The 14,074-nt window shown below is 60.7% G+C and carries 14 protein-coding genes; 7 read left to right on the top strand and 7 right to left on the bottom strand.

The window, feature by feature from the left end; translation table 11 throughout:
• Positions 1-2 precede the first annotated feature (2 nt).
• A complete protein-coding gene (yiaY, locus tag DYL59_RS04640) occupies positions 3-1,151 on the bottom strand; it encodes an L-threonine dehydrogenase (protein WP_135288114.1) in 1,149 nt (382 codons plus the stop codon).
• Between the two features lie 125 nt (positions 1,152-1,276).
• Between yiaY and DYL59_RS04635 the strand changes: the two genes are divergently transcribed.
• Positions 1,277-2,293: a DUF4917 family protein gene (locus tag DYL59_RS04635; RefSeq protein ID WP_135288113.1), complete on the top strand. Its 1,017-nt coding sequence runs from the start codon at positions 1,277-1,279 to the stop codon at positions 2,291-2,293.
• Between the two features lie 54 nt (positions 2,294-2,347).
• Here the strand turns inward: DYL59_RS04635 and DYL59_RS04630 are convergent, their stop codons facing one another.
• Positions 2,348-2,875, bottom strand: coding sequence for a helix-turn-helix domain-containing protein (locus tag DYL59_RS04630; RefSeq protein WP_135288112.1), 528 nt, complete (start codon positions 2,873-2,875; stop codon positions 2,348-2,350).
• A 105-nt stretch (positions 2,876-2,980) separates the two neighbouring features.
• Here DYL59_RS04630 and DYL59_RS04625 point away from each other — a divergent pair, with 105 nt between their 5' ends.
• Both DYL59_RS04625 and DYL59_RS04620 read left to right on the top strand, forming a co-directional pair.
• Positions 2,981-3,763: an aldolase gene (locus DYL59_RS04625; RefSeq protein ID WP_135288111.1), complete on the top strand. Its 783-nt coding sequence runs from the start codon at positions 2,981-2,983 to the stop codon at positions 3,761-3,763.
• 27 nt (positions 3,764-3,790) lie between these two features.
• Positions 3,791-4,669 (top strand): dihydrodipicolinate synthase family protein, encoded by an 879-nt coding sequence (locus DYL59_RS04620; RefSeq protein ID WP_135288110.1) that lies wholly within the window; start codon positions 3,791-3,793, stop codon positions 4,667-4,669.
• Between the two features lie 52 nt (positions 4,670-4,721).
• Here DYL59_RS04620 and DYL59_RS04615 read toward each other — a convergent pair whose 3' ends face one another.
• Complete coding sequence (locus DYL59_RS04615; protein ID WP_135288109.1) at positions 4,722-5,054, bottom strand: YegP family protein; 333 nt, start codon at positions 5,052-5,054, stop codon at positions 4,722-4,724.
• 174 nt (positions 5,055-5,228) lie between these two features.
• On the opposite strand from DYL59_RS04615, the gene DYL59_RS04610 reads away from it, so the two are divergent.
• From DYL59_RS04610 to DYL59_RS04595, 4 genes are all read left to right on the top strand, one after another.
• Entirely contained in the window at positions 5,229-5,768 is a 540-nt protein-coding gene (locus DYL59_RS04610; RefSeq protein WP_135288108.1) for an RNA polymerase sigma factor, read from the top strand.
• Positions 5,765-6,733 (top strand): FecR family protein, encoded by a 969-nt coding sequence (locus tag DYL59_RS04605; RefSeq protein WP_135288107.1) that lies wholly within the window; start codon positions 5,765-5,767, stop codon positions 6,731-6,733. The genes DYL59_RS04610 and DYL59_RS04605 overlap by 4 nt, the downstream gene beginning before the upstream one ends.
• Before the next feature lie 117 nt (positions 6,734-6,850).
• Complete coding sequence (locus DYL59_RS04600; protein ID WP_135288106.1) at positions 6,851-9,421, top strand: TonB-dependent receptor; 2,571 nt, start codon at positions 6,851-6,853, stop codon at positions 9,419-9,421.
• A gap of 103 nt (positions 9,422-9,524) precedes the next feature.
• Positions 9,525-10,424 (top strand): DMT family transporter, encoded by a 900-nt coding sequence (locus DYL59_RS04595; RefSeq protein ID WP_135288105.1) that lies wholly within the window; start codon positions 9,525-9,527, stop codon positions 10,422-10,424.
• Positions 10,425-10,526: 102 nt separating this feature from the next.
• Here the strand turns inward: DYL59_RS04595 and DYL59_RS04590 are convergent, their stop codons facing one another.
• From DYL59_RS04590 to DYL59_RS04575, 4 genes are all read right to left on the bottom strand, one after another.
• The gene (locus tag DYL59_RS04590; protein ID WP_135288104.1) at positions 10,527-11,735 is read right to left on the bottom strand and encodes a class I SAM-dependent methyltransferase; all 1,209 of its coding nucleotides are present in this window, start codon (positions 11,733-11,735) and stop codon (positions 10,527-10,529) included.
• A 220-nt stretch (positions 11,736-11,955) separates the two neighbouring features.
• Positions 11,956-12,573 carry a TPM domain-containing protein gene (locus tag DYL59_RS04585; RefSeq protein ID WP_028619297.1) on the bottom strand — a complete coding sequence of 206 codons (618 nt, stop codon included), beginning with the start codon at positions 12,571-12,573 and terminating at the stop codon, positions 11,956-11,958.
• Between the two features lie 28 nt (positions 12,574-12,601).
• Positions 12,602-13,327 carry a TPM domain-containing protein gene (locus tag DYL59_RS04580; protein ID WP_135288103.1) on the bottom strand — a complete coding sequence of 242 codons (726 nt, stop codon included), beginning with the start codon at positions 13,325-13,327 and terminating at the stop codon, positions 12,602-12,604.
• A gap of 18 nt (positions 13,328-13,345) precedes the next feature.
• Positions 13,346-13,957, bottom strand: coding sequence for a LemA family protein (locus DYL59_RS04575; RefSeq protein WP_135288102.1), 612 nt, complete (start codon positions 13,955-13,957; stop codon positions 13,346-13,348).
• Positions 13,958-14,074: the final 117 nt, after the last annotated feature.

Here is a 14,074-nt window from a genome sequence, read left to right as displayed (position 1 = left end):
TTTTAGAACGCGTTGCGGAAAATCTCCTCAATCTGACGCTGATCCGCCCGGCGTGGGTTGGTCAGCCCACATGCGTCCTTGAGCGCATTGGTGGCCAGCAAGGGAATGTCCTGCAACTTGGCGCCCAGTTCCCGCAAACCGGCGGGAATTTCAACGTCGTGGGCCAAGCTACGAATGGCGGCGATGGCGGCTTGGGCGCCCTCTTCATCGGTGATGCCCTTGATATCGGCACCCAGGGCGTGAGCCACGTCACTCAGGCGTTTGGCGCTGACGCTGGCGTTGAAGCTTTGTACGTGGGGCAGCAGCACCGCGTTGCATACACCGTGGGGCAGGTCGTAGAAACCGCCCAGTTGGTGGGCCATGGCGTGTACAAAACCCAGCGATGCGTTGTTGAAGGCCATGCCGGCGAGGAACTGGGCGTAGGCCATGTTTTCCCGTGCGTCCTTGTCGCTACCGTCGCGTACAGCCAGGCGCAGGTTGGCGCTGATCAGCTCGATGGCCTTGATGGCGCAGGCGTCGGTGATCGGTGTCGCTGCGGTGGATACGTAGGCTTCGATGGCGTGGGTCAGGGCGTCCATGCCGGTGGCGGCGGTGAGGCCCTTGGGCATGCCGACCATCAGCGCCGGGTCGTTGACCGACAACAGCGGCGTGACGTTGCGATCAACGATGGCCATTTTTACGTGGCGGCTTTCGTCGGTGATGATGCAAAAACGCGTCATCTCGCTGGCGGTACCGGCGGTGGTGTTGATGGCCACCAACGGCAGTTGCGGCTTGCTCGATTGATCGACACCTTCGTAGTCGCCGATATGCCCGCCATTGGTGGCACACAGGGCGATGCCCTTGGCACAGTCATGGGGCGAGCCGCCGCCCAGGGACACCACGAAATCACAAGCGCTTGCCTGCAACAGCGCCAGGCCTTTTTCGACGTTCTCAACATTTGGGTTGGGCTTGGCGCCGTCGTAGATCACCGAATCGATGTCCTGCATCGCCAGTTTCTCGGCGATCATGCTGGCCACGCCGGCCTTGGCCAAACCGGCGTCGGTGACGATCAGCGCCTTGTGAAAACCGTAGTTACGAATAGCGGTCATGGCTTCGTCGAGGCAGTCGGTGCCCATGATGTTGACGGCGGGAATAAAGAAGGTGCTGCTCATGGCGAATCCTCGGATAGCGGTTATGCCTACAGCATCGACCTCACTTGCCTACGCCATGTTGATCAGGATCAACGCCCGCTCGTGATAAAGTCGCCATCCAGCCGATTTCGAGTAGACCCGCCGCAATGAAGGATTTCCAGGATATTGACGCCCACCTTGAAGACTGGAGTACGTTGCGCAGCGCTATCGACTTCAACGCGATTCTGATCGGTAACGGGGCCAGCCGTGCGATCTGGGAAGACTTTGCCTACGACTCGCTGTTCGAAAATGCGCGCACCGTCGAAGAAAAGCCCTTGAGCCCATCCGAACTCAGCGTATTCGATGCCCTGCAAACCCGCAGTTTCGAGCAGGCCCTGGGGGCGTTGAAAACCACCAGCCGGGTCAACAAGGCCCTGGCCGTCAGCTCGGCCGCGCCGCGTAATCGCTACTACGCGATCAAGGAAGCATTGATCAACACCATCCACGGCGTGCATATCCCGTGGCGCCTGGTACAACCGTCGACGCTGGCGACGATCAACGCTGAACTGGCGAACTATTCCAAGGTATTTACCAGCAACTACGACCTGCTCAACTACTGGGCGATCCTGCATATGCCGGGCATCGACGACCTGTTCCGCAGCGCCGATGCCAGCTTCGACCTGCGCGACACCCGCACCGAAGCCACGCGCATCCTCTACCTGCACGGCGGCCTGCACCTGGTGCGCAACCTTGATGGCACCGCGCGCAAACTGCCGTCCACCGACAGCACCCTGCTCAGCAGTTTTGCCATCAACAACACCCTCAAGACCCTGGACGATGTGCCGTTGTTTGTCAGCGAAGGCAAGGTGGAGGAAAAGCTCAAGACCATCCGCAGTTCGGATTATCTGTCGTTTTGCTATGAGCAACTGCTCAACCATGAGGGTGCGTTGTGCATCTTTGGTCACGATCTGGGGACGCAGGATAAACACCTGGTGGATGCAATTCGCCAGGCCAAATTGACCACCCTGGCGATCTCGGTGTCAGGGCGCAGTGACGGGTTTATTCGCCAGCAGAAGCGGCGGTATTCGCAGTTGTTTGATGGGACGGGGGTTGAACTGAGGTTTTACGCGGCGCGTACTCATGCGCTGGGTGACCCCGCACTGTCCGTCCCTGTGGAACGCTGATCTCCAGAACAAAGGAGATCAACTGTGGGATTGCATTTCAAGTCAACGTCGCAGTCACTCTTCGGCGCTGTGCACCACCACCAGCAACTGCGCCTGCACCGGCCCAACCGACCTCAGCCGATGGGGCTTTTGTGCATTGAAGTGCAACGCATCGCCGCGCTCCAGAATCACCCGCTCGTTCATGAAATCCACTTCCACCTGGCCTTCATGCACGAACAAAAACTCCTCCCCCACGTGCTCCTTGAAGGTCTTGTCGGTGAACTCTGCCGGCGGGTAAATGATGAACGGCAGCAGGCTGCGTTCGCTGACCTGGTGGGCCAGCACCGCGTAACCCGGTGAGGTGTCCGGCCGTTCGTGGCTGCGCACCAGGCTGTAACTGTCGAGGCTGACGCGCTCTTCGCTGAACAGCTCTTCGACCTTCACGTTCAACGCCTTGGCCAGTTTCAACGCGGCAGCAATCGACGGCGTATTCAACCCGCGTTCGACCTTGGACAGGTAACTCTTGGTCATCCCGGTTTTTTCAGCCAGGGCCTCAAGTGTCACGCCAAGTTTTTTTCTCAATAATTTCAAACGGATAGACATGCGCTGCGATTAATCCATGCAGTAAGCGATACGCTGTGCTTGCCAATGACACAAAGTGTCATATAGCATCTTAAGTGTCATTTGTAGCCACCGAGGGCATCCGATATGGCCAAGACATTAGCACTCCCCAAAGACCAACTGGTCAAGCAAGCGCTGATCCAGATGCAAAACACCCTGGCGGATAATACGTGGACCGACCGCCAAAAGCTGGCGCTCACGTGTCGCATCCTGTTCGAGAACGGTCATGACTCTGGCCTGGCCGGGCAAATCACTGCGCGCGGGCCTGAGCAAGGCACCTACTACACCCAGCAATTGGGCCTGGGGTTTGACGAGATCACCGCCAGCAACCTGCTGTTGGTGAACGAGGATCTGGAGGTGTTGGAAGGTCATGGCATCCCCAACCCGGCCAACCGCTTTCACAGCTGGGTGTACCGTGGTCGACCGGATGTAAATTGCATCATCCACACGCACCCCACCCATATCGCTGCGCTGTCGATGCTGGAAGTGCCGCTGCAGGTGTCCCACATGGACCTGTGCCCACTGTATGAAGACTGTGCGTTCCTGGAAGCTTGGCCGGGGGTACCGGTGGGCAATGAAGAAGGTGAAATCATCACCGAGGCCTTGGGCGACAAGCGCGCGATCCTGCTCTCGCACCACGGCCAATTGAGCACCGGGGCGAGCATCGAGGAAGCCTGTGTGATCGCGCAATTGATCGAGCGCGCCGCCAAGTTGCAGCTGCTGGCAATGGCCGCCGGCACCATCAAGCCGATCCTGCCGGAACTGGGGCGCGAGGCCCATGACTGGATCTCCCGGCCTAAGCGCCATGGCGCCGCGTTCAACTACTACGCCCGGCAGAACCTGCGCAAACACGCCGATTGCCTGAACTGATTGCTCTATTTCCAGCGGAGAATCCCCATGTCCAGCCCCACCATTCACGGCATCATCGGCTATACCATCACCCCGTTCAGCCACGATGGCCAACACGTTGACCTCGACGCCCTGGGCCGCTCCATCGACCGCTTGATCGCCAGCGGCGTACACGCCATCGCGCCCTTGGGCAGCACCGGTGAGGGCGCGTATTTAAGCGATGCCGAATGGGACGAAGTGAGCGCCTACAGCCTGGCCAAAATCGCCCGGCGCGTGCCCACCATCGTCAGCGTCTCCGACCTCACCACCGCCAAGGCCGTGCGCCGTGCCCGCTATGCCGAGGCCAATGGCGCCGACGCGGTGATGGTGCTGCCGGCGTCTTACTGGAAACTCAGCGAAGCGCAAATCCTCGCCCACTACGCTGCGATTGGCGACAGCATTGGCGTGCCGATCATGCTCTACAACAACCCGGCCACCAGCGGCACGGACATGTCGGTGGACTTGATCCTGCGCATCATCAAGCAGGTGCCCAACGTGACCATGGTCAAGGAAAGCACCGGGGATATTCAACGCATGCACCAGTTGCATCGCCACACTGACGTGCCGTTCTACAACGGCTGCAATCCGCTGGCGCTGGAAGCCTTCGCAGCAGGGGCCAAGGGTTGGTGCACGGCGGCGCCGAACCTGATCCCACAGCTCAATCTGGCGTTGTATGACGCGGTATTGGCCAATGACCTGACAGCGGCAAGGGCGTTGTTCTACCAACAGTTGCCGTTGCTGGAGTTCATCCTCAAAGGTGGCTTGCCAGCGACGATCAAGGCGGGGCTGCGCCTGACCGGGTTGGACGCGGGAGATCCACGGCTGCCGGTGTTTGCGCTGGACGACACGGCGTGCAGTCAACTGAAGGCCCTGTTGGACGCCGCCTGAATAAAAACGCCCCGGCTCTTGTGAGTTCGGGGCGTCGGGTGGTGCGACAGACTCACGTCTTATCTTTGATCGTGCTCGTTGGGCCATTGGCTTTGACGCTTGCAATGCCATTGTCCCGCGCCGCTGTCGAGGAATACTGCTCGCTGTTGCCGATCACCTGGTGATTGGCAGCCTTGAGGTTGAAGTACGGCTGGCCATTGGTGGCCACTTTTCTCTCATAGCGCTCGTCATGCGGGCTGTTGGTCTGCACGGAAGCAATGCCGTTTTGCGCTGCGCTGCGAGTGCCGTAGCGCTCGCTGGTCAGAATGATTTCCGCGTTCGCCGCCTTCAATACGAAACGGAACTGCCCATCGCTGCTCTTGCTCAACTCATACCATCCAGCCATGACTTTCTCCTTTTTGAGTGGGATTTTGTTCACTAGCTCGTAGGAGTTAAGGCTTATGCCGGCGTTATTTCCAGCCGGGCATTGGCGACGACACATTTAACTAGAGACAAATGACAATGGTTCTCGATACCATTCGCGACTTTTCCACGTCGTGCTTCGTCAAGAAGGATCTCCATGTCTCGTCCCAAGCCCGACCCGTCGTCGGCCGATGCCTTTCGCGGGTTTTATACAGACATCCTGTATTTCCTGCGCAAACGCACGGACAACGCCAGCGACGCCGCAGACATGACCCAGGACGTCTTTACCCAGTGGCTGGACTACCGCGACCGCGCCAAGGTCGAGCAGCCACGGGCGTTTCTGTTCCAGATGGCGCGCAACCTGCTACGTGATCACTGGCGCAAACAGAAGGTGCGGCAAACCGTCCACCAGGACCAGGCCGCCCTGGACGCCGAGCCGGTCAGCGACGAGCAAAACGATCCCATGGCCGCCGCGCAACGGTTGCAACGCCTGGAACAGCTGAAAGAAGTCCTCGCCGAACTCTCGCCCCGCAGGCGAGAAGCCCTTATGCTGCACCGCTTCGAAGGCCTGAGCCAGGCGCAGATTGCCGAACGCATGGGCATTTCCACCAGCATGGTGGAAAAACACATCACCTTCGCCCTGCTGCATTGCAAGCGACGCCTTCAAAACGACCCCGGCACGGAGCAGCCAGAATGAACCGCCTGAGCGACATCGACGCCCTGGACATCGAGCACAGCGACACCATCGATGCCCAAGCCGCCAGCTGGTTTGCCCGCAACCGCAACGCGCCCGATCGAGCCGAGCGCAAGGCCTTTGCCGACTGGCATGCCAGCCCGGCCCATGCGCGCGCCTATGCCGAGTTCGAACAACTGTGGGCCGACCTGGCCCAGTTGCAGCAACTGAACAAACCCGTGGCGCTGCACAAGCGCAAACCGTCAATCCTGCGCCCGGCGCTGGCGGTGGCCGCCGCCGTGATGTGCGCAATGCTCACCCCCCAGATCGGCGCGCCCCGCACGCTGTATCACAGCCAGGTTGCCGCCCACGCCAAGGGCATGCGCACCCTGAACCTGCCCGATGGCAGCACGCTGTACGTGAATGCCAACACGCGCTTGCGCCTGGATTTCAGCGCGCACCAACGCATCGTGCACCTGGACAAGGGCCAGCTGTACATCGAAGTGGCCGCCGACAAGGAACGCCCCCTTTACGTGCAAGCCGGCGAGGCCAATGTGCGCGTGGTCGGCACCGGCTTCGATGTGCGCCGCAGCCAGCAGCAACTGGTGGTCAGCGTCGCCCACGGCCAAGTGGCCTTTGAGCCAGGCGGCAAAACCCCGGTCACGCTGCTCGGCGCCCAGCAACGCGCCAGCTACAGCTATGCCAAAGGCACCCTGCAGCAGCAAACCCTCACCGCCGAGGAAGTCGCTGACTGGCGCAGCGGCCACTTGGCGTTTCGCAACCGCGAACTGGCCAGCCTGATCGATGAATTGAGCCTGTACCGCCCGCAAGCACCGTTGCAGGTGAACCAGGCGGTGGCGCAGTTGAAGGTATCCGGCAATCTGGATGTGAATGACCCCGACGCCTTGCTCAACGCCCTGCCCGCCCTGCTGCCGGTAAAAACCGTGGCCTCGGCCGATGGCATCGTCAGGATCGAACCGAGCAAATAACCTCATTTGAGAATATTTTGCATTCGCAGGTGTGGATTTTTTTGTCTGCCCCGTCTTCTCCCGGTCTGCGTTTGATACGCACGCCTTTCAGGTCATTTGGCCACACCGGGGGATTTCATGTTTCGCGCGCCTTGCCACGCTTCGCACCTGTTTCTTCGACCGACGCTGATCGCGTCCAGCCTGGTTTTCAGCCTCGGTGCCCAGGCTCAATCGTTCACACTGCAACTGCCGGCCCAAGCGCTGGCCACGTCCCTGAGCCAGGTGGCGCAGCAGGCGAAAATCCAGCTGCTGTTCGATGAAGCACTGCTCAAGAACGTGCAGGCGCCGGCACTCAACGGTGAGTTCACCCCCGAAGTGGCGATTCGCACCCTGCTGCAAAACGGCGAGTTCACCCTGATCAAAGTCGGCAGCACCTACGTGGTAAAGCCCGAAGAGGCAAAAACCACCCAGAGCGGCGCGATCCAGCTGGACGCCCTGAGTGTGATCGGCACCGGTAACGCGGTGGACTCCAGCACCGTAGGCCGCTCTACCTTGAGCCAGGCCGATATTGACCGTTATCAGCCCGACAACATCCCTTCACTGCTGCAGACCCTGCCCGGTGTGTCCATGGGCGGTTCGCCCAAGCCGGGTGGCCAGACCATCAATATTCGCGGCATGGGCGATGCCGAAGACGTGCCGATGACCGTGGATGGCGCGACCAAAAGTGGCTTCGAGCGCTATCAGCAAGGCACGGTGTTCATCGAGCCCGAGCTGATCAAAAGCGTTGAAGTGGAGAAAGGCCCCTACTCGCCGTTCACCGGTAACGGCGGTTTTGGCGGCACGGTCAATATGATCACCAAGGATGCCCCGGACCTGCTCAAGGACGGGCGCAACTTCGGCGCGATGACCAAGTACGGCTACGCCAGCAACACCCACGAGCAGGTCTACAGCGGCGCGGTGTATGGCCGCACCGACGACGGGCGCATGGATGGCCTGGTCTACCTGACCAAGCGCGATGGCGACGATTTGAAGCTCGCCGGCACACCGCCCGACCCGCGCAATCAATACCCGATCAACCCCAAGCGCCTGCCCAACAGTGCACAGGATGTGGAAGGTGCGCTGTTGAAGGTCAATGCCCACTTTACCGATGAGCACAGCATGGGCCTGTCCTACTCCAGTGCCCGCAGCGAGCGCATGGCGCCGTTCTCGGCCAAGAGCTACCCGACACCGCCGACACAATCGGCCATCGACCGCTACGGCTACGAAGGCGCACTGAAGCGTTTTCTGGCCGACCGCGAGACCGTGGACACCACCTGGTCGGGCAAGTATCAATACCAGCCTCTGGACAACCCGCTGATCGACCTGAAGGTGAGCTACTCATTTTCCAAGACCGACCAAGTCGATGAGCGCGCCGCCAATGCCGTGATTGGCCTGGCCACCGGTGGACGCAAGATGGAAACGTCCTACGCCGACCGCATCCTTGAGCTGCGCAACATCAGCCTGCTGACCACCGGCCCACTGGAACACGCGGTGACCACCGGCGTGCAAATCCGCAAACACACGCGCGAAACCGAAAGCTGGATGCCGGGCGCGACCTATAACACCCCCAGGTACAACTACGGGCACTTCCAGCCGTACTTCATGCCCCACGGCAAGGTCGACACCCACTCGTTCTACCTGCAGGACGCGGTAACCATTGGCGATGTGACCATCACCCCATCCCTGCGCTACGACCACGTTCGCAACCGCGGCGAAGCCAACGATGCGCCGTACTACAGCAGCCCCGACCCCAGTGTCGGTCATGACTACAGCGACCGCACCTACACGGGTTGGTCGCCTCGTCTGGCCGTGTTCTGGAACATGACCCCGGATGTGGCCTTCTTCGCCAGCTGGAACCGCACCTGGCGTGCGCCGGTCATCGATGAACAGTACGAAGTACAAGGCCCCCTCAGCACCCGCAGCGCCACCAGCCTCAACCTCAACCCGGAGCGCATCACCGCGATTACGGCGGGTAACGTCACCCACTTCTCGGGCCTGTTCACCCGCGATGACAACCTGCAACTGCGCACCACGCTGTTTCACAACCGCATCGAAGACGAAATCATGAAGGCCACCGGCATCGGCTGCGAACGGCAACTGACCGTGCCCGGCAATATCGATACGGTGTGTTCCGACGCAGCGGCCAGGACCAACTATCGCAACGTCGGCGGCATGACCATCAAGGGCTTCGAGTTGGAAAGCTACTACGACTCCACGTACGTGTTCGGCTCTGTGACTTACTCTTGGGCGACCGGCAAACGCGACAACCCCTACACCAACCCCTGGGCCACCGACCTGCACGTATGGGCCCGGGATATTCCACCGGCCAAGTGGGTGGTGGTGCTGGGTACCAAGATCCCCAGCTGGGACGCGCAGGTGGGCTGGCAAGGCCAGTTCGTGCGCAAGACCGACCGCGTGCCCACCGACATCTACGCCGGCGGCCTGAACTCCACCATCGGCGACTTTATCTACGACCAGACCGAAAACCCCAGCTACGACACCCAGGGCCTGTTCGCCAATTGGAAACCCCAGCAGGCCGGGCTCAAGGGCACCGAGATCAACTTCACCGTCGACAACCTGTTCAACCGCAGCTACCAACCGGCCCTCAGCGGTGAAGGGGTGTACAGCGAGGGGCGCAACGCCAAGATCAGCATTACGCGTTACTTCTGAAAAACTGTACGGATAAATCCGTACCCAGCTGTAGGCCCGCAAACGGCGGGGGTTGTGGCTAGATGGGTGTCCCTTGAAGCCCTCAGCATTTCGGATTCGTCCCATGAGCTCCCGCGAAAATACCGGCATGGCCCTCGGCCTGCTGGGCGTCATCATCTTCAGCCTGACCCTGCCCTTCACCCGCATTGTGGTGCAGGAAATCCACCCGCTGCTCAACGGCCTGGGCCGCGCGTTGTTCGCAGCGATCCCGGCGGCGGCGCTGTTGCTGTGGCGCCGTGAGCAGTGGCCGACCTGGCGCCAGGTGCGCGGGCTGTGCCTGGTGATTGCCGGGGTGATCCTCGGGTTTCCAGTATTGTCGGCGTGGGCCATGCAAACGTTGCCTGCGTCCCATGGCGCGCTGGTTAATGGCCTGCAACCTCTGTGCGTGGCGCTGTATGCGGCGTGGCTGTCCCATGAGCGACCGTCAAAAGCCTTCTGGGCCTGCGCCGCGTTGGGCAGCGGCCTGGTGTTGAGCTACGCGTTGATCACCGGCGCCGGCAGCATCCAGGCGGGGGATTTGCTGATGCTCGGCGCGATTGCCGTGGGTGGCCTGGGCTATGCCGAGGGCGGCCGATTGGCCAAGGAGATGGGCGGCTGGCAAGTGATCTGCTGGGCGCTGGTGCTGTCTACACCGCTGTTGATCGGCCCGGTGTGGTACCTGGCGGCGCAGCATCAGGGGGCGATTTCCATGCGTGCCTGGTGGGCGTTTGGCTATGTGTCACTGTTCTCGCAGTTTTTGGGGTTCTTTGCCTGGTATGCGGGGCTGGCCATGGGCGGGATTGCGCGAGTCAGCCAGATCCAGCTGTTGCAGATCTTTTTCACCATCGCGTTTTCGGCGCTGTTCTTTGGTGAACAGATCGAGCCGATCACCTGGGTGTTTGCGTGTGGGGTGATTGTGACGGTGATGTTGGGGCGTAAGACCAGCGTACAGCCAGCGCCAGTAGTAAAGGCTGGCACAGTCTAAATGTGGGAGCGGGCTTGCTCGCGAAGGCGGTGGGTCAGTTGTAGATGTACTTGCTGACACACCGCATTCGCGAGCAAGCCCGTTCCCACAGGGGTTCTGCGTTCAGTTTAAGAAACCATCCGCCCGCAGCAGGGTTTCCAGGCAATGTTCGGTGATGTGGTAGAACGCCTTCAATTCCTGGATCTTCTCCAGCAACTGCGCGTTATCCACCGGCTCGGCCCGCTTCACCGCCAAAATCATCTTGTTCTTGTTGGTGTGGTCCAGCGAGATGAACTCAAACACCTTGGTCTCATAACCACAGGCTTCCAGGTACAAGGCGCGCAAGCTGTCGGTGACCATCTCGGCCTGCTGCCCCAGGTGCAAACCGTACTGCAGCATTGGCTTGAGCAACGCCGGGCTTTGGATCTGCAAGCGGATCTGCTTATGGCAGCACGGCGAACACATGATGATCGACGCTCCCGAGCGGATGCCGGTGTGGATCGCATAGTCGGTGGCGATGTCGCAGGCATGCAGGGCGATCATCACGTCCAGTTCGCTGGGAGCCACGCTGCGCACGTCGCCACATTTGAACACCAGCCCCGGATGCTCCAGGCGCGCGGCGGCGGTGTTGCACAGGGTGACCATGTCTTGGCGCAATTCAACACCGGTCACTTCGCCCTCGGCCTTGAGGGTGTTGCGCAAGTAGTCGTGGATAGCGAACGTCAGGTAGCCCTTGCCCGAGCCGAAATCGGCGACGCGCACCGGCTGGTCCAGCTTCAAGGGTGAAGTGGTGAGCGCATGGCTGAACACTTCGATGAACTTGTTGATCTGCTTCCACTTGCGCGACATCGACGGGATCAGCGCCTGCTTGGCGTCGGTTACGCCCAGGTCGGCGAGAAAGGGCCGGCTGAGGTCAAGGAAGCGATTTTTCTCGCGGTTGTGCTCCGCCGACGGCGCTTCGCGCAGTTGCTGGGGCTTGCTTTTGAACAGCGAGCTTTTGTTCTTCTTGCTGTATTCCAGCTGGGCTTCGTCGGTCAGCGACAGCAGGTGCGCGTTCTTGAACTGAGTAGGCAGCAACTCGGCAATCGCGGCAACGCCGTCGGCCTGGGGGAAGTTCTTGGTGATGTCGCGGGTCTTGTAGCGATAGACGAAGGACAGGCAGGGCTGTTCCTTGACGATTACCGGCTTGATGATCAGCCGCTGCAGCTCGGCTTCTTCACCGACGTACTTGGCCAGCACCAGCTTGATAAAGGCGTTCTGCGCGAGGCTGTCGCTGAGCAGTTCGATGAACTGGGCGTGATGATCGCTGACAGGTTGAGCGGTGACGGACATGAACAAAAACGCCTCGGGCTGGGAATGCCGGGCATTTTAGGGGGGATGGGGGTTTAGGGCACGGGGTTATTTGATCAACGGTAATGGTATTGCCAACACAAAAATAAAATGTGGGAGCGGGCTTGCTCGCGAATGCGGTGTGTCAGTCGATACATCCGGCGACTGATGCACCGCATTCGTGAGCAAGCCCGCTCCCACATCTAGAACTGCATTGTCTGGCTTACTCGAGTACGACCAGGCGGTTGGGCAGCTCGTTACGCGTCTGCGTCACCGGCACATGCACCTTGAGCAACTCGCCACAGGCTTCAATGCAACTGATAAACCCCGCCAACGTCTGCCCCTGTTTCACCTGCTGGGTAAACGCCTTGACGATCACATCCCAACTGCCGTCATCCAACCGCTTGGAAATCCCGTCATCCACCAGGATCTCCACATAGCGCTCGGCCTCGCTGACAAAAATCAGCACGCCGGTGCTGCCCAGGGTGTGGTGCAGGTTCTGCTCCAGGAACTGACGCCGCGCCAGGTTGGAGGCGCGCCAATGGCGCACCGAACGGGGGATCAGGCGTGTGGTGACCTTGGGCAAGCGAAACACCAGGCACAACACAATGAACGTCGCCCATTGCGCCAACAGCAAGGTGTACATGGTCAGGTAGCCCGACAGGTAATGCACCACGCCCGGCACCACCAGCGCGATCAAACTGGCCCACAACAGCGGGATATAGGCGTAGTCATCGGCGCGAGCGGCCAGCACCGTCACCAGTTCCGCGTCGGTGGTTTTCTCCACGCGGGCAATCGCTTCGGCGACTTGGCGCTGCTCGTGTTCAGTCAGTAATGCCATGGTTGTGCTTGCTCTCTCATTATTATCATCACCAGCCCCCCGAGGCCCCGCCGCCGCCGAAGCCGCCACCGCCGCCCCGGAAGCCACCGCCTCCACCACCGCCGCCGCCCCGGCCACTGCTGCTGAGGATCGCCAGCAGGATCGCGCCTATCGGCAAGCCCATACGGTGACACAGCCACAACACGCCGATCAGCAAAACAAACAGGCCGATGGAAAACCCGGGATTATCCTTGGCAAAGTTGGCGTCCGCCACATGGGCCGGCACCGCCAGCGGTTCTCCGCCCACCACTTGCAGCATCGCCGCCACGCCATCGCTGATGCCCTGGCTGTAGTTGCCGGCCTTGAACTTGGGCGCAATCACCTGGTTGATGATCACCCACGACTGCGCATCGGTGAGCACGCCTTCCAGGCCGTAGCCGACTTCGATGCGCAATTTGCGCTCATCGCGGGCCACGATCAACAGCGCGCCGTTGTCCTTGCCCTTCTGGCCGATGCCCCAGTGACGGCCCAATTGATAACCGAAGTCCTCAATGGGCACGCCCTGTAGGTCGGGCACGGTGACCACCACGATCTGGTCGCCGGTGGTCTGCTCCAGCGCCTGTAACTGCTGGGTCAGTCGCGCACGCGTGGGCTCGTCGATCATCTGGGCGGTGTCCACCACCCGCCCGGTCAGCGCCGGGAAGCTCAGCGCTGCCTGGGCCACGCCCACGCAGGCCAGCAGCCACAGCGCCAGGCCTATCCTTAATAAACCCATCGACACCTCAATGCAGCATTACTTGAACTTCACTTGCGGCGCTTTATCGGCGTCGGCACTGGTGGCTTCAAACGAGGCGCGGATCGGCAAATCGCTGTACATCACGCTGTGCCACAGGCGGCCAGGGAAGGTACGGATCTCGGTGTTGTAGGCCTGCACCGCCTGGATAAAGTCGCGGCGGGCCACGGCGATACGGTTTTCGGTGCCTTCCAGCTGGGATTGCAGGGCCAGGAAGTTCTGGTTGGCCTTCAGGTCCGGGTAGCGCTCGGACACCACCATCAAACGGCTGAGGGCACCGCTCAGGCCATCCTGGGCTTGTTGGAACTGCTTGAGTTTTTCCGGGTTGTCGAGGGTGCTGGCATCCACCTGGATCGAGGTGGCCTTGGCCCGCGCTTCGATTACAGCGGTGAGGGTGTCCTGCTCATGGGCGGCGTAACCCTTGACCACTTCCACCAGGTTGGGGATCAGGTCGGCACGCCGCTGGTACTGGTTCTGCACCTGGCCCCAGGCCGCCTTGGCCTGTTCGTCCAGGGTCGGGATGTTGTTGATGCCGCAACCGCTGAGTACGGTACTAATCAGTAACAAAACTGCGGCTTTCACGCCCCAGCGGTAGCCCTGTGCTGCTTGCATGGTGTTTCTCCTGGCGAACCTAGATGGAATTTGGCAGGCGTGAGGCATAATCCGCTGCCACGACTGGATTGCATCGAATCAATCAGCTAAAAAGATGCCCACCGCTTATAAGAGTTC

Source organism: Pseudomonas kairouanensis, from assembly GCF_004682055.1.
Classification (GTDB): domain Bacteria; phylum Pseudomonadota; class Gammaproteobacteria; order Pseudomonadales; family Pseudomonadaceae; genus Aquipseudomonas; species Aquipseudomonas kairouanensis.
The sequence above is the reverse complement of the archived record's forward strand: the minus strand, read 5'-3'. Positions and strand labels throughout refer to the sequence as shown.

What these genes read in the sequence shown, in the direction of transcription:
- DYL59_RS04610 (WP_135288108.1), top strand. Translation starts at nt 5,229, where the DNA reads ATGTCTCGTCCCAAGCCCGACCCGTCGTCGGCCGATGCCTTTCGCGGG.
- DYL59_RS04615 (WP_135288109.1), bottom strand. Translation starts at nt 5,054, where the DNA reads ATGGCTGGATGGTATGAGTTGAGCAAGAGCAGCGATGGGCAGTTCCGT.
- DYL59_RS04625 (WP_135288111.1), top strand. Translation starts at nt 2,981, where the DNA reads ATGGCCAAGACATTAGCACTCCCCAAAGACCAACTGGTCAAGCAAGCG.
- yiaY (WP_135288114.1), bottom strand. Translation starts at nt 1,151, where the DNA reads ATGAGCAGCACCTTCTTTATTCCCGCCGTCAACATCATGGGCACCGAC.
- DYL59_RS04635 (WP_135288113.1), top strand. Translation starts at nt 1,277, where the DNA reads ATGAAGGATTTCCAGGATATTGACGCCCACCTTGAAGACTGGAGTACG.
- DYL59_RS04590 (WP_135288104.1), bottom strand. Translation starts at nt 11,735, where the DNA reads ATGTCCGTCACCGCTCAACCTGTCAGCGATCATCACGCCCAGTTCATC.
- DYL59_RS04620 (WP_135288110.1), top strand. Translation starts at nt 3,791, where the DNA reads ATGTCCAGCCCCACCATTCACGGCATCATCGGCTATACCATCACCCCG.
- DYL59_RS04595 (WP_135288105.1), top strand. Translation starts at nt 9,525, where the DNA reads ATGAGCTCCCGCGAAAATACCGGCATGGCCCTCGGCCTGCTGGGCGTC.
- DYL59_RS04575 (WP_135288102.1), bottom strand. Translation starts at nt 13,957, where the DNA reads ATGCAAGCAGCACAGGGCTACCGCTGGGGCGTGAAAGCCGCAGTTTTG.
- DYL59_RS04585 (WP_028619297.1), bottom strand. Translation starts at nt 12,573, where the DNA reads ATGGCATTACTGACTGAACACGAGCAGCGCCAAGTCGCCGAAGCGATT.
- DYL59_RS04580 (WP_135288103.1), bottom strand. Translation starts at nt 13,327, where the DNA reads ATGGGTTTATTAAGGATAGGCCTGGCGCTGTGGCTGCTGGCCTGCGTG.
- DYL59_RS04630 (WP_135288112.1), bottom strand. Translation starts at nt 2,875, where the DNA reads ATGTCTATCCGTTTGAAATTATTGAGAAAAAAACTTGGCGTGACACTT.
- DYL59_RS04605 (WP_135288107.1), top strand. Translation starts at nt 5,765, where the DNA reads ATGAACCGCCTGAGCGACATCGACGCCCTGGACATCGAGCACAGCGAC.
- DYL59_RS04600 (WP_135288106.1), top strand. Translation starts at nt 6,851, where the DNA reads ATGTTTCGCGCGCCTTGCCACGCTTCGCACCTGTTTCTTCGACCGACG.